Origin of the sequence: Yoonia tamlensis (assembly GCF_900115105.1) — a bacterium.
Taxonomy (GTDB): domain Bacteria; phylum Pseudomonadota; class Alphaproteobacteria; order Rhodobacterales; family Rhodobacteraceae; genus Yoonia; species Yoonia tamlensis.
This window is the reverse complement of sequence record NZ_FOYP01000001.1, coordinates 604,036-626,288: the sequence shown is the minus strand read 5'-3', so window position 1 is coordinate 626,288 and position 22,253 is coordinate 604,036. Positions and strand designations below refer to the sequence as shown.

The 22,253-nt window shown below is 58.0% G+C and carries 22 protein-coding genes; 9 read left to right on the top strand and 13 right to left on the bottom strand.

All coding sequences use genetic code 11. The annotated features are described in order from the left end of the window. Positions 1–21 precede the first annotated feature (21 nt). The gene (locus BM320_RS03265; RefSeq protein ID WP_090196383.1) at positions 22–1,422 is read left to right on the top strand and encodes a helix-turn-helix domain-containing protein; all 1,401 of its coding nucleotides are present in this window, start codon (positions 22–24) and stop codon (positions 1,420–1,422) included. 48 nt (positions 1,423–1,470) lie between these two features. Further along, positions 1,471–1,932, top strand: a complete 462-nt coding sequence (locus BM320_RS03260) for an SRPBCC family protein (RefSeq protein ID WP_090196382.1) — start codon at positions 1,471–1,473, stop codon at positions 1,930–1,932. A 6-nt stretch (positions 1,933–1,938) separates the two neighbouring features. Here BM320_RS03260 and BM320_RS03255 read toward each other — a convergent pair whose 3' ends face one another. The 5 genes from BM320_RS03255 to betI all read right to left on the bottom strand — a co-directional run bounded on the left by BM320_RS03255 (position 1,939) and on the right by betI (position 7,505). Then, positions 1,939–2,175 carry an HP1242/YdcH family protein gene (locus BM320_RS03255; RefSeq protein ID WP_090200303.1) on the bottom strand — a complete coding sequence of 79 codons (237 nt, stop codon included), beginning with the start codon at positions 2,173–2,175 and terminating at the stop codon, positions 1,939–1,941. Positions 2,176–2,265: 90 nt separating this feature from the next. Then, positions 2,266–3,924: a choline dehydrogenase gene (gene betA / locus BM320_RS03250; protein ID WP_090196381.1), complete on the bottom strand. Its 1,659-nt coding sequence runs from the start codon at positions 3,922–3,924 to the stop codon at positions 2,266–2,268. Further along, complete coding sequence (gene betB, locus BM320_RS03245; RefSeq protein ID WP_090200301.1) at positions 3,924–5,375, bottom strand: betaine-aldehyde dehydrogenase; 1,452 nt, start codon at positions 5,373–5,375, stop codon at positions 3,924–3,926. The genes betA and betB overlap by 1 nt, the downstream gene beginning before the upstream one ends. A gap of 43 nt (positions 5,376–5,418) precedes the next feature. Continuing rightward, the gene (betC, locus tag BM320_RS03240; protein ID WP_090196378.1) at positions 5,419–6,927 is read right to left on the bottom strand and encodes a choline-sulfatase; all 1,509 of its coding nucleotides are present in this window, start codon (positions 6,925–6,927) and stop codon (positions 5,419–5,421) included. After that, on the bottom strand, positions 6,924–7,505 hold the full coding sequence (gene betI / locus BM320_RS03235; RefSeq protein WP_090196377.1) for a choline-binding transcriptional repressor BetI: 582 nt from the start codon (positions 7,503–7,505) through the stop codon (positions 6,924–6,926). Before betI ends, betC begins: the two co-directional genes overlap by 4 nt. A gap of 93 nt (positions 7,506–7,598) precedes the next feature. On the opposite strand from betI, the gene choX reads away from it, so the two are divergent. The 3 genes from choX to choV are packed head-to-tail and all read left to right on the top strand — an operon-like array spanning position 7,599 to position 10,444. Then, on the top strand, positions 7,599–8,522 hold the full coding sequence (gene choX, locus BM320_RS03230) for a choline ABC transporter substrate-binding protein (protein ID WP_090196374.1): 924 nt from the start codon (positions 7,599–7,601) through the stop codon (positions 8,520–8,522). Between the two features lie 60 nt (positions 8,523–8,582). Then, positions 8,583–9,434 (top strand): choline ABC transporter permease subunit, encoded by an 852-nt coding sequence (choW, locus tag BM320_RS03225; RefSeq protein ID WP_090196371.1) that lies wholly within the window; start codon positions 8,583–8,585, stop codon positions 9,432–9,434. Further along, a complete protein-coding gene (choV, locus tag BM320_RS03220) occupies positions 9,431–10,444 on the top strand; it encodes a choline ABC transporter ATP-binding protein (protein WP_090196368.1) in 1,014 nt (337 codons plus the stop codon). The genes choW and choV overlap by 4 nt, the downstream gene beginning before the upstream one ends. Position 10,445: 1 nt before the next feature. On the opposite strand, the gene BM320_RS03215 is transcribed toward choV, so the two are convergent. Continuing rightward, positions 10,446–11,348, bottom strand: a complete 903-nt coding sequence (locus tag BM320_RS03215) for a DMT family transporter (RefSeq protein WP_090196366.1) — start codon at positions 11,346–11,348, stop codon at positions 10,446–10,448. Positions 11,349–11,454: 106 nt separating this feature from the next. Between BM320_RS03215 and BM320_RS03210 the strand changes: the two genes are divergently transcribed. The 3 genes from BM320_RS03210 (at position 11,455) to BM320_RS03200 (ending at position 14,921) form a co-directional block, all read left to right on the top strand. Further along, the gene (locus BM320_RS03210) at positions 11,455–12,270 is read left to right on the top strand and encodes a TIGR00282 family metallophosphoesterase (RefSeq protein WP_090200300.1); all 816 of its coding nucleotides are present in this window, start codon (positions 11,455–11,457) and stop codon (positions 12,268–12,270) included. Positions 12,271–12,317: 47 nt separating this feature from the next. Continuing rightward, on the top strand, positions 12,318–14,099 hold the full coding sequence (locus BM320_RS03205; RefSeq protein WP_090196363.1) for an SLC13 family permease: 1,782 nt from the start codon (positions 12,318–12,320) through the stop codon (positions 14,097–14,099). Positions 14,100–14,171: 72 nt separating this feature from the next. Beyond that, positions 14,172–14,921, top strand: a complete 750-nt coding sequence (locus BM320_RS03200) for a YebC/PmpR family DNA-binding transcriptional regulator (protein WP_090196360.1) — start codon at positions 14,172–14,174, stop codon at positions 14,919–14,921. Between the two features lie 3 nt (positions 14,922–14,924). On the opposite strand, the gene BM320_RS03195 is transcribed toward BM320_RS03200, so the two are convergent. From BM320_RS03195 to mgtE, 3 genes are read right to left on the bottom strand one after another with little or no spacing between them, the layout of a single operon-like run. Next, positions 14,925–15,635: a leucine-rich repeat domain-containing protein gene (locus tag BM320_RS03195; RefSeq protein ID WP_090196358.1), complete on the bottom strand. Its 711-nt coding sequence runs from the start codon at positions 15,633–15,635 to the stop codon at positions 14,925–14,927. A gap of 33 nt (positions 15,636–15,668) precedes the next feature. Further along, complete coding sequence (locus BM320_RS03190; RefSeq protein WP_090196351.1) at positions 15,669–16,220, bottom strand: 5-formyltetrahydrofolate cyclo-ligase; 552 nt, start codon at positions 16,218–16,220, stop codon at positions 15,669–15,671. Further along, complete coding sequence (gene mgtE, locus BM320_RS03185; RefSeq protein ID WP_090196350.1) at positions 16,217–17,590, bottom strand: magnesium transporter; 1,374 nt, start codon at positions 17,588–17,590, stop codon at positions 16,217–16,219. The genes BM320_RS03190 and mgtE overlap by 4 nt, the downstream gene beginning before the upstream one ends. 100 nt (positions 17,591–17,690) lie before the next feature. Here mgtE and guaD point away from each other — a divergent pair, with 100 nt between their 5' ends. Further along, positions 17,691–18,980 carry a guanine deaminase gene (gene guaD, locus BM320_RS03180; protein ID WP_090196347.1) on the top strand — a complete coding sequence of 430 codons (1,290 nt, stop codon included), beginning with the start codon at positions 17,691–17,693 and terminating at the stop codon, positions 18,978–18,980. Here the strand turns inward: guaD and BM320_RS03175 are convergent. From BM320_RS03175 to BM320_RS03160, 4 genes are all read right to left on the bottom strand, one after another. Further along, positions 18,977–19,450: a CAP domain-containing protein gene (locus BM320_RS03175; RefSeq protein WP_090196345.1), complete on the bottom strand. Its 474-nt coding sequence runs from the start codon at positions 19,448–19,450 to the stop codon at positions 18,977–18,979. The genes guaD and BM320_RS03175 overlap by 4 nt on opposite strands. 9 nt (positions 19,451–19,459) lie before the next feature. Next, positions 19,460–20,794, bottom strand: a complete 1,335-nt coding sequence (locus BM320_RS03170; RefSeq protein WP_090196342.1) for an 8-oxoguanine deaminase — start codon at positions 20,792–20,794, stop codon at positions 19,460–19,462. Next, complete coding sequence (locus BM320_RS03165; RefSeq protein WP_090196340.1) at positions 20,787–21,596, bottom strand: inositol monophosphatase family protein; 810 nt, start codon at positions 21,594–21,596, stop codon at positions 20,787–20,789. The genes BM320_RS03170 and BM320_RS03165 overlap by 8 nt, the downstream gene beginning before the upstream one ends. Positions 21,597–21,668: 72 nt before the next feature. Continuing rightward, positions 21,669–22,040 carry a helix-turn-helix domain-containing protein gene (locus tag BM320_RS03160; RefSeq protein WP_090196337.1) on the bottom strand — a complete coding sequence of 124 codons (372 nt, stop codon included), beginning with the start codon at positions 22,038–22,040 and terminating at the stop codon, positions 21,669–21,671. Between the last annotated feature and the right edge of the window lie 213 nt (positions 22,041–22,253).

The window sequence follows — 22,253 nt, the reverse complement described above, 5'->3', positions numbered from 1 at the left end:
TAATTTGCAAAAGGGTCAAGGATGGCTGCTCAGAAACTCTATGCCGGTGCAAAACTGCGCGAATTGCGCGGGCGGCTGTCGCTGACACAAAAAGATTTCGCCGCCAAGCTGGGCGTGTCGCTGCCCTATTTGAACCAGATGGAAAACAACAACCGGCCCGTTTCCACGGCCGTTGTGCTGGGACTGGCGCAGGAATTCGGCTTTGACGTCACCGAATTGCAAGCGGGCGACGAGGCGCGGCTGGTTGGCGACATGCGCGAGGCCATGGCCGACCCTGTGCTGACCGGCCCCACACCGGCGCTGGCCGATCTGCGACTGGTCGCGGCCAATGCACCGGCCATTGCGCGGGCCTTTTTGGACCTGCACCGCGCTTACCGGCAGACCCATGAAAGGCTTGCGTCGCTGGACGAGGCATTGGGCCGCGAAGATGCCCGCTTGCAACCCAGCCCATGGGAAGAGGTGCGCGATTTCTTCCATTATTGCGACAACTATATTGATGCGGTCGATCGCTGCGCCGAACGCTTTGCGATACAACGCAAGCCCGATGAAACCATCGCACATGCCGCAATACGCGCATTGGATGCACATGGGATCACCGTCACCTATGCAACCAGCAAGACGCTTCGGCATTTTGACGCCGGCCGCAAAACACTGACACTGTCGCGCGACAGCCACCCCGCAACCCAGAGTTTCCAACTGCTGCTCCAGCTTGCACTGATTACGCAAAGCGACCTTCTGGACGCGACGCTTGATCTTGCCAGATTTCAATCCTCCGAGGCACGCAGCATCGCCAAGGTCGGGCTGGCCAACTATTTTGCTGGTGCCGCACTCATGCCTTATGGCGCGTTTTTGCACGCCGCCCAATCCGACAGGCACGATCTCGAACTTCTGGCAACGCGGTTCGGGGCCTCGCTTGAACAGGTAGCGCACCGGCTGTCGACATTGCAGCGCGCAGGGGCCAAAGGCATCCCGTTCTTTTTTGTGCGTGTGGATCAGGCAGGCACAATCACCAAACGCCATTCAGCCACGACATTGCAGTTTGCGCGGTTTGGCGGCGCCTGCCCGCTGTGGAATGTGCATCAGGCTTTTGCCAATCCAGGGCAATTCCTGCGGCAATTGGCCGAAACCCCCGATGGGGCGCGCTATTTCTGCCTTGCGCGCGATGTCAGCAAATCGGGCGGCGCTTACAACCTGCCAACGCGGCGCTATGCGATCGGGCTTGGCTGCGAGGTGCGCCATGCGCCCGCGCTTGTCTATGCGGATCATATGGATCTGGGGGCGGCCAGCGCCTATGCGCCGATCGGGATATCGTGCCGCATTTGCGAACGCCGCGATTGCCATCAGCGGTCCGTTCCCCCGCTTGAACGCCAGCTAAGCGTTGACCCGAATTCGCGCGGCATCCTGCCGTATCAGCTTGACTAATGCTGACAGGCGGGGCTGCATTGGCGCATAACAGAGGGCAAGAAAACCATGGAACTTACCGGCACTCGCATTATTGCGGCTGATATCGCAACCGTATGGGCGCATCTGAACAATGCGCAAACCCTGCACGCCTGTATTCCGGGATGTCAGGAATTGACCGGATCAGCCGATGACGGGTTTGCCGCCGTGGTCAAGCAAAAGGTCGGTCCGGTATCGGCCACGTTCAAAGGTGCGGTCACGCTTGAAAACATCGCCGCCCCTGATCGCTATACCATCGTCGGAGAAGGCAAAGGCGGCGTTGCAGGCTTTGCCAAGGGGCGCGCGGATGTTGCGCTGCTTACCGTGCCCGAAGGCACCGAATTAACCTATATGGCGGATGTAAAGGTCGGCGGGAAACTTGCGCAATTGGGCAACCGCGTGATTGGCGGCTTTGCCCGCAAGATGACCGACCAGTTCTTTGAGAAGTTTCAGGAAACGGTCGAAGGCAAGGGCGCGGACGCCCCCGCCTAAGCGGCTTCAGGCAGCCAGAATGCCCGCGATTTCATCCTTGAGAGCCATGCGCTGTTTGCGCATCTCGGCCATATTCAGATCATCGGTGGGTTCGACGTTGGTTTCAGCACGGTGGATAGCACGGTTTACCACGTGGTATTCATCGTAAAGCTTTGAAAAATGCGTATTTTCCGCCTTTAGCGCTTGCATCATATCATGCTTGTCAGGAAATTCTTCAAGTAGTTCGTGCGGAGTATGTGACATGTCATTTCCTTTGCTCATTGTCTTGCAACCTGCCTAGTCCACTCAGATCCGCCCGACCTTGATCCCGATCAACAAATGATCTGTCGCATGCTATCTTTGCGCGGTTTTCCAGTTCGGATTGATCCATGGCTGTGCATTTTCGGACGGCAGCGGATTGCGTTGCAAAATGTGATCCGCGACCTTTTCGCCGACCATAATGGATGGACCGTTCAGGTTGCCGTTGGTGATACGCGGAAAAATCGAACTGTCGGCGACGCGCAGGCCTTCAACCCCGATCACGCGTGCTTGGGGGTCTACCACGGCCATCGGGTCGCTGGCCGCGCCCATCTTGCACGTCCCGCAAGGGTGATAGGCGCTTTCGGCGTGATCGCGAATGAAATCATCTAAATCCGCGTCTGATTGCGCTGCCTCACCCGGTTGGATTTCATGGCCCCTGAATTCATCAAAGGCCGCTTGCCCAAAAATCTCGCGTGTTAGGCGGATACATTTGCGGAAATCCTCCCAATCTGAGGGGTCGGACATATAATTGAATTCAATTTTTGGATCCGTGTTCGGGTCGTTTGATTTCAACGTGACCTGCCCGCGCGACACGGATCGCATCGGGCCGACATGGGCCTGAAACCCGTGCCCTTCGGGCGCGACTTTACCGTCATAGCTGACCGCAATGGGTAGGAAATGGAACTGGATATCAGGGTAATCCACGCCTTTGTCAGACCGGATAAATCCAGCGCTTTCAAATTGGTTGGATGATCCCAATCCGGTTTTCCAAAGCAGCCATTCCAGCCCGATCTTGGCCTTGCCGCGCAGGTTCCAATGCGCAAAAAGCGTGACAGGTTTTGTCGCCGCCTGCTGGATGTAAAGCTCCAGATGATCCTGAAGGTTTTGCCCGACACCGGGACGGTCCGCGACCACATCAATCCCGTGTTCTTTCAGGTGATCCGCTGGGCCAATCCCCGACAGCATGAGCAGTTTGGGTGAATTCAGCGATGATGCCGCGACGATTACTTCGACATTGGCTTTGATCACTTCGATCTTTTTGCCACGGCTGACCTCAACCCCGACGGCGCGGCCGTTTTCGATCACGATCCGCCGCGCAAAGGCGCGGGTCAGCGTGCAGTTCGGCCGCTTGAGCGCCGGACGCATATAGGCAGAGGCCGCCGACCAGCGGTACCCCTTGTAGATTGTCGCATCGAAGGGGCCAAAGCCCTCTTGTTGTTCGCCATTATAGTCGCCCGTCACCGGATAGCCCGCCTGCGCACCAGCCTCTACAAAGGCGCGGGTCAGCGGGTTTTTGCGGGGGCCGCGCGTGATATGCAGCGGACCATCTTTGCCGCGCCAATCGGCGTCGCCACCGTGCCCGCCATCATGCCAATGCTCCATCCGTTTGAAATAGGGCAGCACGTCGGCGTAAGACCAGCCTTGCGCGCCGCTTTCCGCCCAATGATCAAAGTCACGTGCATGTCCACGCACATAGATCATCCCGTTGATCGACGATGACCCGCCGATGACCTTGCCGCGCGGTGTGACCAATGTGCGCCCGCCCAGATGCGGTTCGGGTTCGGTTTTGAGCCCCCAATCATACATCTTCATATTCATCGGATAGGACAGGGCCGCAGGCATCTGGATAAACGGGCCGCGATCCGACCCGCCGTGTTCGATCACCAAAACCTGTTTTCCGGCCTCGGCCAAACGGTAGGCCATCGCACAACCTGCGGATCCAGCCCCGACAATTACATAATCTGCTTGCATCAGAACGGTGCCTCCACATCGCCCATTGCCACGTAAACGCCCTTGATCTGGCTATAATGTTCGATGGCGGCTTTGGAATTTTCGCGCCCCACGCCGGACATTTTTGACCCACCGAAAGGCGCCTCAACTGGGGCGAGGTTATAGGTGTTGATATAGCAAGTACCTGCTTCGAACCCAGCTGCCATGCGGTGCGCACGTGTCAGATCAGCGGTAAACACACCTGCCGCAAGACCAAACTCTGTGGCATTCGCGCGCGCAAGCACGTCTTCTTCGGTTTCGAAATCCAGCACCGCCATTACCGGCCCAAAGATTTCGTCACGTGCGATGGTCATATCGTCGGTGACATCGGCAAAAACGGTGGCTTCGATGAAATAGCCGTCACCATCCACGATCTTGCCGCCCGCAACCAGTGTCGCGCCCTCGGCGATGCCTTTAGCAATGAAGCCCGCCACGATATCGCGTTGCTTTGCGGATACCATCGGCCCAAAGTTCACATCCGGGTCTTGCGGGTCGCCCATTTTGATCCCCACCAACCGTTCGGTCAGCCGCTTAAGGAACGCATCCTTGATACCTTTTTGCACAAAAACGCGCGTCCCGTTGGAACAGACCTGCCCCGTGGAATAGAAATTGCCCAAAATCGCGCCTGATACTGCGTTTTCCAGATCGGCATCATCAAACACAACCATCGGGGATTTTCCGCCAAGTTCCATTGTCACATGGCGCAGCCCTTCCGCAGCGGCGGCGTAAACTTTTTGCCCCGTCGGCACGGATCCGGTCAATGACACCTTATCCACGCGCGGATCGGTGATTAGCGATGCGCCGACAGCGCCATAGCCTTGGATAACGTTGAAAACGCCAGCAGGCGCGCCTGCTTCAACCAGAATTTCCGCAACTTTCAACGCGCAAAGCGGGGTCATCTCGGACGGCTTGAACACCATTGCGTTGCCGCAAGCCAGTGCGGGCGCAGCTTTCCAACAGGCGATTTGCGTTGGATAGTTCCACGCGCCGATGCCGACGCAAACGCCCAAAGGTTCGCGCCGCGTATAGACAAAATCATCGCCCAGCGGAATGGTTTCGCCCGTGATGCTGGCGGCCAGTCCGCCAAAGTACTCCAGCGCATCCGCACCGGATGTGGCATCCGCCACTGATGTTTCCTGATAGGGCTTGCCCGTGTCAAAGGTTTCCAGCACCGACAGATCGTGGTTCCGATCGCGCATGATATCGGCCGCGCGGCGCAGCACGCGGCCCCGATCCGTCGCGGTCCAACCCGCCCATTCCTTTTGCGCACGTTTCGCGGCCGCCAGCGCCTTATCCACAATCGCCGGGGTGGCAGCATGCAGCGTCGCGATCACCTTGCCAGTGTAGGGGTAGATGACCTCGATCACCTCTCCGGCTGTGTCTTCGACATATTGGCCATCGATAAAATGGCTGGCTTTGGGTTGTGTGGTCATTGCGGTGCCTCCGGTGGGAGTATTTTCGGGAAAAAAGATGAGGTTATTCGCCACGCGGGTAGCGTTGGCCATCTTCGAGAACATTGAGATCCATGTGATTGCGCATGTAGCGCTCGGATGCTTTTTGCAGCGGCTGATAATCCCATGGGTAATAGTTGCCATTGCGCAGCGCCTCGTAGACGACCCAGCGGCAGGCTTGGGAATGGCGCACGTCGGCATCGAATTTGTCCAAGCCCCAGCGGGCTTTGGATTTGGCGCGCAGTTGCGTGATCGTGCCTTGATGTGCGGGCATATCGGCCAAGTTTGTCAGCTCGTGCGGGTCGGCGTTCATGTCGAACAGCTGGTCGGGATCAAGCGCGCAGCGGTTGTATTTCCACTTGCCATAGCGCAGCGACACCAGTGGCGCATAGGACCCTTCGGCGGCGTATTCCATCGCCACCGGTGTGTCGCGGCTGCCGCCCTGCCCCAGATGCACAAGACTTTCGCCCGATGTCCACGGCATGACCTCGGACATATCAACGCCCGCCAGATCGCAAAGCGTGGGGGTCACATCGATGGTGCTGACGGGTGTTTCGATCAGGCCAGGTTCCATGTCCGGGCTGGCAATCATCAGCGGCACGCGGGCAGAACCGTCAAAGAACGACATCTTGAACCACATGCCGCGTTCGCCCAGCATATCGCCGTGGTCGGATACAAACATAATCGTCGCCTCTTGCCGGCTATCGTTCAGCGTTTGCAGGATATCCCCGATTTTATCGTCGATATAGCTGATATTGGCAAAATAGGCCTGCCGCGCGCGGCGCACCTGTTCGGGTGTGATGTCGAAATTTTTGGCGTCCATCGCGTCATAAAGACGGCGCGAATGCGGATCGAGATCATCATAGGCGATGTCCCCGACCACAGGGTCCAGATGCGCGCAATCATTGTACAGATCCCAGTATTTCTGACGCGCCACATAGGGGTCGTGCGGATGCGTGAAGCTGACGGTCAGGCACCATGGCCGCGCATCATGGCCGCGCGACAGGTCATAGATTTTGCGGGTCGCGTGATAGGCGACCTCATCGTCATATTCCATCTGGTTGGTAATTTCAGCCACACCTGCACCAGTGACCGACCCCATATTGTGATACCACCAGTCGATCCGTTCACCCGGTTTGCGGTAGTCCGGCGTCCAGCCGAAATCGGCGGGGTAGATGTCGGTGGTCAGCCGTTCCTCGAAACCGTGCATCTGGTCGGGGCCGACAAAATGCATCTTGCCGGACAGGCAGGTCTGATAGCCCGCGCGCCGCAAATGATGCGCATAGGTGGGGATGCTGGATGCAAATTCCGCAGCATTATCATAGACGCCGTTCCGGCTGGGCAATTGGCCCGACATGAACGCCGCCCGCGCAGGCGCGCAAAGCGGTGACGCGGTATAGCTGTTTTGAAAACGTGTGGACCGCGCGGCGAGTGCTTTCAGATTAGGCGCATGCAGCCAACCGGCGGGCCCATCTGGGAACAATGTGCCATTCAGCTGGTCGACCATGATGATCAGGATATTGGGTTGGCTCATGACGCGGCGCGCAGTTCTGCATGCAAAAGTGCAAGAACATGTGCCGTTGCATCAACGCCAGCTTCACCACGCGGATCAAGCCCGCGGCGCAGGTAAAGCCCGTCAATCAGCCCCGCAATACGTTCGGCAACCGCATCGGCATGGCCACCGACCAAAGGGCGCAGGTTGAACACCAGATTGCTATGCAGCCGCCGCTGGTAAATCGTCAGCAGGCGCTGGGCCTGTGGGTTCGATTGCGCGAGCACATAGAAATTCAGCCATGCGGCAATGACCTCGCGCCGGAAATTCGACGACGTAAAACCAGCCCGAATAATCGCTTCAAGCCGCAACTTTGGCCCATCCGCCATCGCAAGCGCGCCGCGCACTTCAGCCCCATAGACAGTGAGCGTGTGACGCATGGCTGCCAGAAAAATCTGTTCCTTGCCGCCAAAATAGTGATGCGCCAGCGCCGATGACATGCCTGCCCGCTTGGCGATCTTACTAACTGTAATATCAAGCGTGCCCGTTGCACCGATTTCATCAATCGTTGCTTTCACTAAGGCGGCGCGCCGGATAGGTTCCATCCCAAGCTTTGGCATCAATTTCTCACTGTAAGGTTGCCAAAGCAGATTAGTTCGTTCTTTATTGACTCGTCAATCAAGAAAAAAAGACCACCAACGGGAGACCAACAAATGAAACTGAAATCAACCCTGTCTATTCTGGCGCTTTGTGCTGCCACCCCTGCCCTTGCCGATTGTGACGCCGTGCGTTTTTCGGATGTCGGCTGGACAGATATCACGGCCACCACCGCCGCGACATCCATCGTGCTCGAGGCGCTTGGCTATGAGACATCAACCGACATCCTGTCCGTGCCCGTGACCTACGCGTCAATGGCCGAAGGCGATATCGACGTCTTCTTGGGCAACTGGATGCCAACAATGGAAGGCGACATCGCAACCTACCGCGAGGCAGGCACTGTCGACACCGTGCGCACCAACCTCGAAGGCGCGAAATACACGCTGGCCACCAATGCGGCGGGCGTAGCGGCGGGCATCACTGATTTTGCATCCATCGCCCAAGCCAAAGACGCGCTGGACGGCAATATCTATGGTATTGAGGCCGGCAACGACGGCAACCGTCTGATTATGGATATGATTGACGCTGATGCCTTTGGGCTGGACGGTTTTAACGTCGTCGAAAGCTCTGAACAGGGCATGTTGGCACAGGTCGAACGCGCCAATGACCGCGACGAGCCTGTCGTGTTCCTTGGCTGGGAGCCACACCCGATGAACGCAAATTACGACATGACCTACCTGCCGGGCGGCGACGATTATTTCGGCCCTGATCTGGGCGGCGCGATTGTGGCGACAAACACCCGTGCGGGCTATGTCACTGAATGCCCGAACACAGGCAAGCTGCTGGAAAACCTCGTGTTTAGCCTTGCGATGGAAAACGAAATCATGGGCGCGATCCTGAATGATAACGTCGATCCGGAAGACGCGGCCAAAGCATGGCTTGCGGGCAATGCCGACACATGGACACCTTGGCTGGACGGCGTGACCACCATTGATGGCGGTGATGCCGTTGCCGCGGTCACGGCTGCATTGGCTGAATAAGTTACGGATCAGGGGGTCGCATAATGCGGCCCCCTTTTTCATGATAACAAAGGGGCAACGATGGACGGCTATAGCTTGGAAGAATGGCTAATCGCGCATAAGATACCTGTCGGAGACTGGGCTGAAGCGGGTGTTGACTGGCTCAAGACCTATGGGCGCGCGTTTTTTGACAGGCTCAGCGACGGGCTGGACTGGATGATCGACGGGATCGTCTGGTGCCTGCAAACGCCGCCGATGTTCTTGATCATCTTGCTATTTGTCGGGCTGACTTGGGTGCTGCAAAAATCATGGGCTGTCTGCCTATTGGTGCTGGTCTGCCTGCTGTTCGTCGTGAACCAAGGCTATTGGGAAGAAACCACAGATAGTCTGGCGCTGGTTTTATCGTCTTGCGTGGTTTGCATGGGGTTTGGGGTCCCTTTGGGGATTTTCTTTGCGCATCGGCCCAAGCTTTACCAGACGTTTAGTCCGGTTTTGGACCTGATGCAGACCCTGCCTGCCTTTGTCTATCTAATCCCTGCGATCGTGTTTTTTGGCCTTGGCATGGTGCCAGGCTTGTTTGCGACAGTGATTTTTGTGCTGCCCGCGCCGATCCGGCTGACCTACCTTGGCGTGTCCAACACGCCGACTGCGCTGCTTGAAGCCGCCGAAAGCTTTGGCGCGACACCTGCGCAGCGGTTGTGGAAAGTTGAACTGCCTTATGCCGTGCCGCAGATCATGGCGGGGCTAAATCAGGTCATCATGCTGTCGCTGTCGATGGTGGTGATTTCGGCCTATGTCGGGGCTAACGGGTTGGGCAAACCTGTGGTGCAGGCCTTGGGGCGCAACGACCCCGGCCTTGGATTTGAATCGGGTTTTGTGATCGTGGCCGTGGCCATCATGCTGGACCGTATGCTGCGGGTGAAATCAAAATGAGCGCCGTTGAATTTGATAATGTTTCAATCGTTTTCGGGGACAAGCCGCAAGACGCCTTGCCGGTGATGGACCAAGGCCGTGACCGCGCCGAAGTGCGCGCCGAAACCGACCAGATCCTTGGCGTGCACGATTGTTCGCTGACCGTCGAGGAAGGCGAGATTCTGGTGCTCATGGGGCTGTCAGGTTCGGGCAAATCCACGCTTTTGCGCGCGGTCAACGGGCTAAATCCCGTTGTGCGCGGTGACGTGCGGATCAAAACGGCGCAGGGTATGACCTCTGTCACCAATGCTGACAAAAAGACCCTGCGCGCGCTGCGCCTGCACGATGTCGCGATGGTGTTCCAGCAATTTGGCCTGCTGCCGTGGCGCACGGTGCGCGATAATGTCGGGCTGGGTTTGGAACTGGCGGGTATGGACAAACCGGCACGCAATAAGCGGGTGGCAGAGGAGCTGGCACTTGTCGGGCTTGCGGACCGCGCGGATGCGCTGGTCGGCGAATTATCGGGCGGGATGCAGCAGCGCGTGGGGCTTGCGCGCGCCTTTGCCACCGATGCACCGATCCTGCTGATGGACGAGCCGTTTTCTGCGCTTGATCCGCTGATCCGCACAAAATTGCAGGATGAATTGCTGGACCTGCAACGCGACCGCAACCGCACGATTGTTTTTGTCAGCCACGATCTGGACGAGGCGTTCAAGATCGGCAATCGCATCGCGATCATGGAGGGCGGGCGCATCGTGCAATGCGGCACGCCGCGCGATATTTTCACCAATCCGGTGAATGATTATGTCGCCGAATTTGTCGCCCATATGAACCCGCTTGGCGTGCTGACCGCGCGCGATGTGATGGTGGACGGGGATTGTGACGGGCCGCAGGTTGATGTCGAAACCCCGGTCAATAAGATCATCGCGCAGATTGATGCCACCGCGATGCAAGTGATGCAGGACGGCGCGCCGATTGGCAAAATCACACGGGCATCGCTTTTGGCGCGGCTGGGGCCGCAGGCGGAATAACCTAGACCTTGGTTGCTGGCACGGGCGGCGTCACATGGCGCCGCGCGACCGCCTCGCGCCATGTGATGAAGCTGACCGATGCCATAATTACAGCCCCGCCAAACACAACCCAGCCGTCTACGGCCTCTCCGAACACGACCGCACCCAAAAGCACCGCCCAAACCAGCTGGAGAAATGTCACAGGCTGCGTCACCGTCAGCGGTGCAGCGGCAAAGGCCAGCGTCATCGCGTAATGCCCCGCCGTGGCAAAGCAGGCGACCAGAAACAGCCAGCCAAGTTGCGTCAATGTCGGCGTGACCCAAACCGCCATTGCGGCAGGCGCCAGACCGATTGTCACCGTGACAGATAACATGCCCACCACGACGGCGGCGGACACCTCGCCCGAAAGCTGCTTTGCGATCAGATAGCCGATTGCAAAGAAAACAGCCGTGCCAAGCATCGCAATGTGACCGGGTTCAATTTCCTTGACCCCTGGGCGCAAGATGATTAGCGCCCCGATCAGGGCCACAATGACCGCAACCAAACGGCGCGGCGGTAGGCGTTCGCCCAAAAACAGCGCCGCGCCAATAGATACATAGACGGGCGATAGATAGTTCATCGCGGTGACTTCGGCGATGGGGATGCGGGCCATTGCGAAAAACCACAAGATCACCGCCAATGTATGCACCACCCCGCGCAGCGCAAAAAGATTCAACTGCCTGCGGGTCAGATGCGCATCCAGGATCGGCTTGATCATCGGCACCAAAAACACGATGCCCAGAAGATAGCGCAAAAACGCGGCTTCGGCTGCGGGCACATCATCGCCAACATGTTTGACCACGGCTGTGACACCCACAAACATCAGCCCAGTGAAGACCATCCAGCCAACACCGGCAAGCGGACGCGATTGTTTTTGCTTATCCATGACAGATGGGTCGCAGCTTGGCCGCGCAAAGGCAAGATGGGGCTGCAATGATTTTTCGCGAAAAATCATCTGGCAGAAGCCGCGTGATCGGCTTAACAGGGTGTGCATGAAAATACTGTTTCTTGGCGATGTCATGGGCCGTGCAGGCCGCGCTGCAATCAGCACCGAGCTTCCGCGTTTACGGTCGGAATGGAAGCTTGATTTTGTGGTCGTCAATGGCGAAAATGCAACGGCGGGCATGGGGCTTTCGGGTGATCATGCCAAGATCATCTTTGACGCAGGCGCAGATGTTGTGACCCTTGGCGATCATGCGTTTGATCAAAAGGATATGCTGACCCATATCGCAACTGAACAGCGCATCATCCGGCCCTTGAATTTCTCGAAATCCGCGCCGGGCGTCGGGGCGCGCGTGTTCACCGCCACCGGTGGCCGCAAGGTGCTGGTCGCGCAGGTCTTGGGTCAGGTGTTCATGAAACGCCCCTTTGACGATCCGTTTTCCGCGCTTGACGGGGTGCTCAAGCAATTCCCGATGGGCGGTCAGGTCAATGCGAGCCTTGTTGATATTCACTGCGAGGCGACCTCTGAAAAGATGGCCGTGGGTCACTATTGTGATGGGCGCGCCAGTATCGTTGTGGGCACCCACACACATGTGCCGACGGGCGATGCGATGATCCTGCCCGGTGGCACGGCCTATCTGACAGACGCGGGCATGTGCGGCGATTACAATTCGGTCATCGGGATGGAAAAAGCCGAACCGATGCGCCGCTTTATCACCGGCATGCCAAAGGCACGTTTCACCCCCGCGACGGGCGATGCCACGCTGTCCGGCCTTTATGTCGAAACCGATGACCGAACCGGCAAGGCGACGCGCGTTGAAATGGTGCGCCAAGGCGGCCGGCTTGCTCAATCGGGACCAAAATAATGCGCGACCGCTTGCGTGCGGCGCGACAACCCGCAAGACTGTGAGCTATGGATAGTTTTATTTCTCTGACCCAAGGCCAATCGGCCGTGCTGACAATGGCTGTTGTTGCGGGCATGTTCATCATGTTCCTGCGCGAGGCCTACCCGACCGAAGTGGTCGCGATGATCGGCGTGTCAATCCTGCTGGTTTCCGGCGTATTGCCCTATGAAAATGCAGTGGCCGTGCTGGCCAACCCTGCCCCTTGGACGATTGCCGCGATGTTTATCATTGTCGGCGCATTGGTGCGCACGGGCGCGCTGAACGCGATGACCCAAGTGGTTGAACGGCAAGCCAAAATCAGCCCTGCCCGTGCAATCGGCGGCAGCCTGATCTTTGTGGCTTTCGCCTCTGCGATTATGAACAACACACCGCTGGTCGTTGTGATGATCCCTGTCTTTGTGCAGCTTGCGCGCACGCTTGGCACATCGGCGTCAAAATTGCTGATCCCGCTTTCTTATGCGGCCATTGTGGGCGGTACGATGACCCTGATCGGGACCTCGACAAACCTGCTGGTGGACGGGGTTGCGCGGCATTCGGGAATGGAACCTTTTGGTATCGTCGAGATTTTCCCAATTGGCCTGATCGTTGTTTCGTGGACGTTCATGTATCTTTATTTTGCGGGCCCGCGCCTGCTGCCCGATCGCACAAGCATGGCAACCATGCTGTCTGACCGATCCAAAATGCGGTTCTTTTCCGAGGCCATCATCCCCCCCGAAAGCAACCTGATCGGGCGCGAGGTCACCGGCGTGCAGCTGTTCAAACGCGAAGGTGTGCGGCTGATCGACGTTGTGCGCGGCGATACATCGCTGCGCCGGAACCTGAAAGACGTCACACTACAGGTCGGTGACCGTGTGGTATTGCGCACTGCGATGGCCGAACTATTGTCTTTGCAAGCGACCAAAGACCTGCGCCGCGTGGATCAGCTTTCTGCGGTCGAAACCACCACCGTCGAGGTGTTGATTACCCCCAACTGCAAGATGGTCGGGCGGCGTCTGGGTGCGATGCGGCTGCGGCGGCGCTATGCAGTCTATACGTTGGCGGTACACCGGCGTGATACGAACCTTGGCCAGCAGCTTGAGGATATGATCGTGCGCGTTGGTGATACGCTTTTGCTGGAAGGTGCCCCCGAAGATATCCAGCGGCTGGCCGAAGATATGAACCTTGGCGATGTGTCCAAACCGTCGCAACGCGCCTACCGCCGCCGCCATGCCCCGATTGCAATCGGGGTATTGCTTGCGGTTGTGGCGCTGGCCGCAATTGGTGTTGCGCCGATCCTGCTACTGGCGATGATCGGGGTCACGCTTGTTCTGGCGACAGGTTGTATCGACGCGGACGAGGCGTTTTCAACAATCGACGGGCGCCTTCTTGCCTTGATCTTTGCGATGCTCGGCGTTGGTTCGGCGCTGGAATCATCGGGCGCCGTTGCGATGATCGCCGACACATTATCGCCCGTCATGATGGTGCTGCCGCCATTCTTTATTGTTCTGGCAGTGTTTGCATTGGCGTCTACATTGACAGAACTGGTGTCCAACAATGCGGTTGCCGTTGTGATGACCCCCATCGCAATCGGGCTGGCTTCGGCGCTTGGCGTTGATCCGCGCCCGCTGGTCGTTGCCGTGATGATCGCCGCCAGCGCGAGCTTTGCCACGCCAATCGGCTATCAGACCAATACGCTGGTATACGGGCCAGGCGGATATAAGTTTGCCGATTTCCTGAAATTCGGGATTCCGCTGAACCTGACGCTCGCGCCGATCGTTTCCTTTGCGATTCCGTATTTCTGGCCCCTATAGGAAGGGTTGCGGGGGCCTGTGCGGATGCCGTATAGAGACGCAAATTTATACTCTTAATCACGAGGTTTTCTGATGGCTGGCCACTCCAAATGGGCGAATATTCAGCACCGCAAAGGGCGGCAGGACAAGCTGCGCTCCAAGCTGTTTTCCAAACTTGCCAAGGAAATCACCGTGGCCGCCAAAATGGGCGACCCCGACCCCGATAAAAACCCGCGCCTGCGCATGGCCGTAAAAGAGGCGAAATCCAGCTCTGTGCCCAAGGATGTGATCGACCGCGCGATCAAGAAATCGCAAGGCGGCGATGCGGAAAACTATGACGAAATCCGTTACGAAGGCTACGGTCCTGGCGGCATTGCCGTGATCGTCGAAGCCATGACCGACAACCGCAACCGCACCGCATCAACCGTGCGTTCCACGTTTTCCAAGAATGGCGGTAATCTGGGCGAAACCGGATCCGTCGGGTTCATGTTCGATCGCACCGGCGAAATCACCTATCCTGCCTCGGTCGGCGATGCGGACACTGTCATGATGGCCGCAATCGAGGCTGGCGCAGAAGATGTGCAAAGCGATGATGAATCCCATGTCATCTATTGCGCTGACACCGATCTGAACGAAGTGTCCACCGCGCTTGAAGCCGCATTGGGCGAGAGTGAATCAACCAAATTGATCTGGAAACCCAACATGACCACCGAAGTGGACGTTGAAGGGCTGACCAAATTGATGAAGCTGATTGATGTGCTTGAGGACGATGACGACATCCAGCGCGTCACCGCCAACTTTGAGGCCTCGGACGAGGTGATGGCCGCCTTTGCCGAAGAATAGCCTTTAGCAAACCACCATAACTGGTTCATATTCTACAATAATTCCTTGATCGCGCAGCAGTTCATGCTGGGCGGTCAATGCGTCTTGGGTGTATGGATCAAGCACACCGATCTGGCGCAGTGTTCTGATCTGCAACAGCGGGGACAGGTCGGTGACCGGCGCATATTCCAGTGCGAGCGTTTGCAGCGCCGGATGCATGCGCAGCGGCGACAGGTCTGCAACGTCAGTGCTTGAGATATCAAGATTTCGCAACTTCGGCATGCCGCGCACAAAGCTGATATCGTTCAGGCTATTGCCGCCAATAGCCAGTTCTTCAAGGTTGCGCAGGCTGGCAAGGCTGCCGATATCCGTGAAATCCGTGTTCTGGATATGCAGCAACCGCAGGTTTGGAAAATTGGTAAGCGCCGTCAGGTCCGCCACATTTGTTGATCCGATGTGCAGCTCCTCGAGCCCCGACAATCCCGCGATGTCATTCAAATCACTAAAATCGGTGTAGCTGATCATCAGCACCCGCAGATGGGTCAAATCGTTCAGCACGCTGTAATCCGCGATCCCCTGCCCGTCGAGATCCAGCACCGTGCAGCGCGTTGCAGCGCAATCGGCAATCAATGCCTGCGCGGCAGCTTCGCGTTCTGCGATCCGCTGCTCAACCGTGACTTCGGGTTGGCAGCTTGCCAGAAACAAAAGCGCTGCAAAATAAGCCAAGAACCGCATGTCATATCCCCCGTATCCGGCTGCACATCAACCCTAGCGCGATTTTGGTGTAATGACACCTCTTTCTGTCACGATCAGATCAAGCGGCTGGTCGGTGGGTTCCAGCGGCAGCGCGTTGTCTTCTTGAGCGGCATAGGCAAAACCGATGGCCAAAGTGGGCCGTTGGCTGCGCAACTGTTCCAAGGTCCGGTCGTAAAAACCGCCGCCATAGCCCAGCCTGCCGCCCTGAGCATCAAAAGCCACCAATGGCACAATCACGATTTCTGGCACCATCCATGCGCCTGCCACGGGGATCAATGCGCCAAAATCCCCTTTGATCATCGCGCAATCCGGTTCCCATGTACGAAATTGCAAGGGTTGCCCGCTTGCAACAATCACAGGTACGCCAACAGGGCCATGTGCCGCCGCTTCTTCCATGGCGGGTAGCGGGTTTATCTCGGTGCGCATGGGCATGTAGCCCGAAATCGGCACACCGCGATATCCGGCCAGCACCTCGCTTAGATATCCTGCACTGGCATGCGCCGCTGCATGGGCATCTTTGCGCCGCGCAAATGCGGCCTGCCGCGCGGCGGATTTATCGATCATAGCAACCATGCCGCGGCCAGCCCGAGAAACGCAAAGAACCCGACCACATCGGTCACGGTCGTCACAAAGGCGCCAGAGGCCAGCGCAGGGTCAATGCCAAACCGTTCCAAAAGCACGGGAATTACGGTGCCCGCCAACCCCGCGACCACCATATTGATCACCATCGCCACGCCAATCACGGCGCCCAGCATCGGTGATCCGAACCACAAGATGCCCACAACCCCCATCACGACAGCAAAAATCAGCCCGTTGATCAGCCCGACCAATACTTCGCGCCGGATCACGCGCCAGACGTTGGCGGCAGTCAGATCGCGGGTTGCAATTGCGCGCACGGCGACCGTCAGCGATTGGGTACCGGCGTTCCCGCCCATAGAGGCCACAATCGGCATCAGCACGGCCAAGGCGACAAGCCCTGCAATTGTGTCTTCGAACAGTGAAATCACCATCGACGCAAAAATCGCGGTCAACAGGTTCACCGCAAGCCACGGAAACCGCTGTTTGGTTGTGTCGATCACGCGGTCCGACAGCGACCCTTCGCCGACACCGGCAAGACGCAACAGATCTTCTTCGGCTTCTTCTTCCAAAAACGCCATCGCATCATCAATGGTAATCACACCGACGATCCGGTCGTCGTCATCGACAACCGGCGCGGTGATCATGTGATAGTGGTTGATCGCTTGGGCGACTTCTTCGACATCTTGGGTGACGTGGAAGGTGCGGAATGTATCCTCGACCAGTTCCAGCAGCGGTGTGTTCCGCGGATGGCTAAGAATCCGGCCAAGCGTCACATAGCCCACGGCCTTGAGCCGGGCATCAACCAGAATGACGTGGTAAAACTGATCCGGCAAAACAACTTCGGAACGCAGATAGTCGATTGCATCGCCGACGTTCCAATGTTCTGGGGCGCGCACCAGTTCCGATTGCATGTGCCGGCCGGCAGATTCTTCGGGGTAGGACAGGGCTTGTTCGACAACCACACGGTCGCCAGCGTCCAGCGCGCCCAGCACGGCCTCTTGCTGGTCATCATCAAGATATTCAACCAGATCAACGACATCGTCGCTTTCCAGCTCGCGGACCGCCTCGGCCAGCTCGGCGGGGGCCAGCAGCGCGATAATTTCTTCGCGCAGGTTTTCGTCAAGCTCTGACAGCGTATCGCCGTCCATCCCGCCCTTCCAGACGGTGATCAGATCACGCCTGTCGCGGCTGTCGATTTGTTCGATCAGGTGGGCGATATCGGCCGCATGCAGCGGATCAAGCAGCGCATCAACCGCCAGCGCATCTTGTGCTTCAACCGCGGCAAGCACCTCTGCGACCAAACGGTCGGTAATACCAAAGGCTTCGTCTTCGTCAATTTCAACTTGCTCTGACATGACTTGCCTCCAAATTCGTGCGTAACATATCTGATCATGCAGCAACGGCAACGGCATTTCCGCGATTTACCCGCCCCTATCACGGCCCTATGATCAGGATATGACAAAACAAATTCTTCTTGGCCAAACGCTTGGCTTTTGTGGCAACCCGCTGGTCGAGGATTGGCAGGATGCGGTGGTTTTCGACAGCGCCGGTGCGGTGCTGATCGACGGTGACCGCATTGTGCAAACCGGCCCCGCGGCCATGCTACGCGCGGCCCATCCTGATGCGAACGTCACCGATTACGGCGATGCGCTGATCAGCGCGGGGTTTGTCGATGCACATATGCATTACCCACAAACCGCCATGATCGCGAGCTGGGGCAAGCAGCTGATTGACTGGCTGAACACCTATACATTCCCCGAAGAGGCGCGGTTTGCCGATCCGGCCTATGCCGCTGACATCGCGGGGCGCACACTTGATCTGGCGCTGGATCACGGGACCACCACGCTAACCAGTTTCTGCACGATCCACCCCGCCAGTGTCGATGCGTTTTTCGGGGCGGCTGGCGCGCGCAATATGGCCGTGGTCGCAGGCAAGACCTGCATGGACCGCAATGCGCCTGAAAACCTGCGCGATACGCCACAATCGGCCTATGATGACAGCAAGGCCCTGCTTGAGAAATGGCATGGCAAGGGGCGCGCAAACTATGCGATCACGCCACGGTTTTCACCGACCTCGACGCCAGACCAACTAACAGCATTGGGCGCGCTTTGGGCCGAACATCCCGATTGCCTGATGCAAACCCACCTGAGCGAACAACTGCCTGAAATCGACTGGGTGCGCGGGTTGTTTCCGGATGCGCGCGATTATCTGGATACCTATGAGGCCTTTGGCTTGCTTGGCGAAAAAGGGCTTTATGGCCATGCGATCCATCTTGAGCCGCGCGAGATTGACCGCCTGCGGGACGTTGGTGCCGCCGTGGTGCATTGCCCGACATCCAATACATTTATCGGGTCGGGGCTGTTCGATCTGATGGGGCTGGCCAAGGCGGGGCTGTCGATCGGGCTGGCCACAGATACGGGCGGCGGATCGTCGTTTTCGATGCTGCGCACGATGGCGGCCGCCTATGAGATCGGGCAATTGCGGGGCACAGCACTGCACCCTGCGCAATTGATGTGGCTTGCGACCGAAGGGTCAGCGAAGGCGCTTCATATGCAAGGGCAAATCGGGCATCTTGGCGCGGGTGCTATGGCCGATATCACGGTGATTGATCTGGCATCGACGCCCGCGATCAGCCAGCGCAGCGCGCGCGCATCCGATATCTGGGACGCCCTGTTTCCGACCATCATGATGGGCGACGACAGGGCAATCCGCGATGTTTATGTGGCGGGGAAACGGCGGGCCTAGCAGCCTGCAGCGTAGACCGTGACCCAGATATTGCCCGCATGGCCTAACCCGTAGCGGTTATAGCGGGCGCCAAGCATATTGGTGCGGTGTTTGTCAGATACGCTCCATGCAGCGAAAACGGCGGCATCCGTTTGCTGCCCCCACGCGATATTTTCAGCGGCGGCTGGAGGGCGGCATCCGCCTGCATTCAGGCGCTGCGTCATGGTAACACCATTGGGGCCGCCAACGGAATCATGTGAAAAATAGCCGCGCGTGTACATGTCTTCGGCATGGGCTTGGGCAATTGCGTTTAACATTGCACTGGCTTGAATGGCCCCAACACCATTCGCCGCGCGGAACTGGTTCAAATCACTATCAAATTGCCCTGACACAGGCGCCGAACGTGTCGATGCGGCCGTCGTCGGCGCAGAAACAGTGCAAGCAGCAAGCGCCGCAACGGCACAAGCCAACAACAGTTTTTGAATAAGCAATGTAGTCTCCTAATCCATAAGCTTACGCGCCAAATCGTTTTGGCGGCGGATCGTCGCGTCAAGATCAAGGGTTGTCATTTGCCCATCCGACACGACCTGTTTTCCTTCTACAAACAAATCGCGGGTTTTTTGTGGCCCTGCCAAGACAATTGCCGCGGGGTCCCAAGACCCTGCATTTTCAACCGTTTGCGCATCCCAAAGCGCGATATCGGCGCGCATACCGACCGCAATCTGGCCACAATCATGGCGGCCCAAAACCTGTGCGCCGCCGCGTGTCGCGATTTCAAGCGCCTCGCGCGCCGACATCGCATCGGCCCCGTTTTGCACCCGCTGCAGCAGCATTGTCTGGCGGGCCTCGCCGATCAGATTGCCGATATCGTTGCTGGCCGATCCGTCAACGCCCAAGCCCACATGCACGCCCGCGTCACGCATCGCGCGCACAGGCGCGATGCCCGACCCAAGCCGGCAGTTCGAACAGGGGCAATGCGCGACGCCGGTGCCGGACCGCGCAAACAGATCAATTTCCTGCCCGTCTAGCTTCACGCAATGCGCGTGCCAGACATCATCCCCCGTCCAGCCCAGATCTTCGGCATATTGGCCAGGACGGCAGCCGAATTTTTCCAGCGAATAGGCAATATCTTCGTCGTTTTCTGCCAGATGCGTGTGCATCATCACGCCTTTGTCACGCGCCAGACTGGCCGCTTCGCGCATCAGATCGCGGCTGACCGAAAACGGGCTGCACGGGGCCACACCGACGCGCACCATCGCGCCGGGGTTCGGGTCGTGGAACGTATCGATAACCCGAATGCTGTCTTGCAAGATCGCGTTTTCATCCTCGACCAGCGCATCAGGGGGCAGCCCGCCATCGCTTTCGCCAATGCTCATCGCGCCGCGCGTTGCGTGAAACCGCAATCCGATCTCTTGGGCGGCGGCGATTGTATCATCAAGCCGCGACCCGTTCGGATAAAGATACAGATGATCCGACGTCAGCGTGCAGCCCGAAAGCGCCAGTTCTGCCAGCCCGACTTGGGCCGAGACAAACATTTCCTCGGGGCCAAAGCGCGCCCAAATAGGATAGAGCCGCTGCAACCAGCCAAACAACAGCGCGTCTTGCGCGCCGGGCACAGCGCGGGTCAGCGTCTGGTACAAATGGTGGTGCGTGTTCACCAACCCCGGTGTGGCAATTGTGCCGGTTGCATCCACCACGCGCCCGCGTGTTGACAACCCCTGCCCTACGGCCGCAATCACCCCGTCTTTGATCAAAATATCCGCATTTTTCAATTCGCGGCGGTCGTCATCCATTGTCAGAACGACAGAGGCGTTTTGGATCAAGACTTCAGTCATTGATCAGCTCGTGCAAAATGGTCAACGCCTGCGCGTGGATATCACGGTTTGCAGCCGCCAGTGCGCGCCCGCCATGATGCGCAGGGCCGCCACGCCAATCGGTGACGATCCCGCCAGCGGCCTGAATTACGGCAATCGGCGCCTGAATATCATAGGCGTTCAGGCCCGCTTCGACCACCAGATCGACCTGACCTGCCGCCAGCAGCGCATAACCGTAACAATCCATGCCATAGCGGGTCAGCATCGCGCGTTTGGCCAGCCCGTGAAATGCGTGTTCTTCGGGTTTTGTGCCAACTTCGGGGAAGGTGGTCAGGATAATCGCTTCGGACAAATCGCGCGCGGATCGGGTCGTTAGCGAATGAATTCCCGTGGGGCCTGTCACTTCGGCCAGCCCGAAACCGCCAACAAAACGTTCGCCGATAAACGGCTGGTCAATAATGCCAAAAAGCGGGCCACTGTCATCGGCCACGGAAATCAGCACGCCCCAAGTCGGGGTGCCACTGATATAGCCCCGCGTGCCGTCAATCGGATCCAAAACCCACGTCAGCCCCGTTGTACCGGAGGTTGCACCGTACTCTTCGCCCAAGATCGCGTCATTGGGGCGTTCGCGCGCAAGAATATTGCGCATCACCTCTTCGGCGGCGCGGTCTGCAATCGTGACGGGATCAAATGCTTCTGCGCCCTTGTCTTGCGCCACCAGACCGGCAGCGCGAAAGTGGCGCAATGTTTCGGGCCGCGCCGCCTGGGCAAGCAGATGCGCCACGCGGATCAATTCGGCCTGAAGTTTGCTGTCGATAGTCATGTGATCTGTCCCGTCTGCGTTATGTGCGTCCCAAAGCGGTAACGCGCGGCAGACAGGCAGGTCAAGGCAGCTTTAGGCGGCGTCGCTTAGCGCGCGGGCCAGATCGAACAGGCGGCGGCGCTGGTTTTCGGGGATCGCGTAATAGGAACGAAGCAGCTCAAGTGCTTCTTTATCCGTCAGAATATCGCCAGGCATATTACCGCTGGCCTTATCGTTTTGCACGTCTTCGCCCAATCCTTCAAAGAAGAACGACACGGGCACGTCAAGAACATTGGCAATGTCCCATAGCCGCGACGCGCTGACGCGGTTCATACCGGTTTCGTATTTCTGGATTTGCTGGAACTTGATCCCGACATTTTCAGCAAGCTGCTGTTGCGTGGTGCCGTTCATCCAACGGCGGTGACGAATGCGTTTGCCTACATGTACATCTACAGGGTGTTTCATCAGTCTTCCTTCGTGCAATTTACTGCGGCTAATCGCTATCCGCTTTATGGGTTTGGGACCGCATGACGTGCAAACCGCGCTGCCAAGTGTCGCCGATACACTTGCATTGCATCTTGAAATAAGAACACGCAACGGTTGCAGCGCCTATCCTGCCCTTAAGGACAGGTTCAACCGGAAGAAATTGTGACGCGCCGGCAATATTCCGGACGAATT

Coding starts and splice junctions, on each gene's coding strand:
- BM320_RS03265 (WP_090196383.1), top strand. CDS start 22: ATGGCTGCTCAGAAACTCTATGCCGGTGCAAAACTGCGCGAATTGCGC.
- BM320_RS03260 (WP_090196382.1), top strand. CDS start 1,471: ATGGAACTTACCGGCACTCGCATTATTGCGGCTGATATCGCAACCGTA.
- BM320_RS03255 (WP_090200303.1), bottom strand. CDS start 2,175: ATGTCACATACTCCGCACGAACTACTTGAAGAATTTCCTGACAAGCAT.
- betA (WP_090196381.1), bottom strand. CDS start 3,924: ATGCAAGCAGATTATGTAATTGTCGGGGCTGGATCCGCAGGTTGTGCG.
- betB (WP_090200301.1), bottom strand. CDS start 5,375: ATGACCACACAACCCAAAGCCAGCCATTTTATCGATGGCCAATATGTC.
- betC (WP_090196378.1), bottom strand. CDS start 6,927: ATGAGCCAACCCAATATCCTGATCATCATGGTCGACCAGCTGAATGGC.
- betI (WP_090196377.1), bottom strand. CDS start 7,505: ATGCCAAAGCTTGGGATGGAACCTATCCGGCGCGCCGCCTTAGTGAAA.
- choX (WP_090196374.1), top strand. CDS start 7,599: ATGAAACTGAAATCAACCCTGTCTATTCTGGCGCTTTGTGCTGCCACC.
- choW (WP_090196371.1), top strand. CDS start 8,583: ATGGACGGCTATAGCTTGGAAGAATGGCTAATCGCGCATAAGATACCT.
- choV (WP_090196368.1), top strand. CDS start 9,431: ATGAGCGCCGTTGAATTTGATAATGTTTCAATCGTTTTCGGGGACAAG.
- BM320_RS03215 (WP_090196366.1), bottom strand. CDS start 11,348: ATGGATAAGCAAAAACAATCGCGTCCGCTTGCCGGTGTTGGCTGGATG.
- BM320_RS03210 (WP_090200300.1), top strand. CDS start 11,455: ATGAAAATACTGTTTCTTGGCGATGTCATGGGCCGTGCAGGCCGCGCT.
- BM320_RS03205 (WP_090196363.1), top strand. CDS start 12,318: ATGGATAGTTTTATTTCTCTGACCCAAGGCCAATCGGCCGTGCTGACA.
- BM320_RS03200 (WP_090196360.1), top strand. CDS start 14,172: ATGGCTGGCCACTCCAAATGGGCGAATATTCAGCACCGCAAAGGGCGG.
- BM320_RS03195 (WP_090196358.1), bottom strand. CDS start 15,635: ATGCGGTTCTTGGCTTATTTTGCAGCGCTTTTGTTTCTGGCAAGCTGC.
- BM320_RS03190 (WP_090196351.1), bottom strand. CDS start 16,220: ATGATCGATAAATCCGCCGCGCGGCAGGCCGCATTTGCGCGGCGCAAA.
- mgtE (WP_090196350.1), bottom strand. CDS start 17,590: ATGTCAGAGCAAGTTGAAATTGACGAAGACGAAGCCTTTGGTATTACC.
- guaD (WP_090196347.1), top strand. CDS start 17,691: ATGACAAAACAAATTCTTCTTGGCCAAACGCTTGGCTTTTGTGGCAAC.
- BM320_RS03170 (WP_090196342.1), bottom strand. CDS start 20,794: ATGACTGAAGTCTTGATCCAAAACGCCTCTGTCGTTCTGACAATGGAT.
- BM320_RS03165 (WP_090196340.1), bottom strand. CDS start 21,596: ATGACTATCGACAGCAAACTTCAGGCCGAATTGATCCGCGTGGCGCAT.
- BM320_RS03160 (WP_090196337.1), bottom strand. CDS start 22,040: ATGAAACACCCTGTAGATGTACATGTAGGCAAACGCATTCGTCACCGC.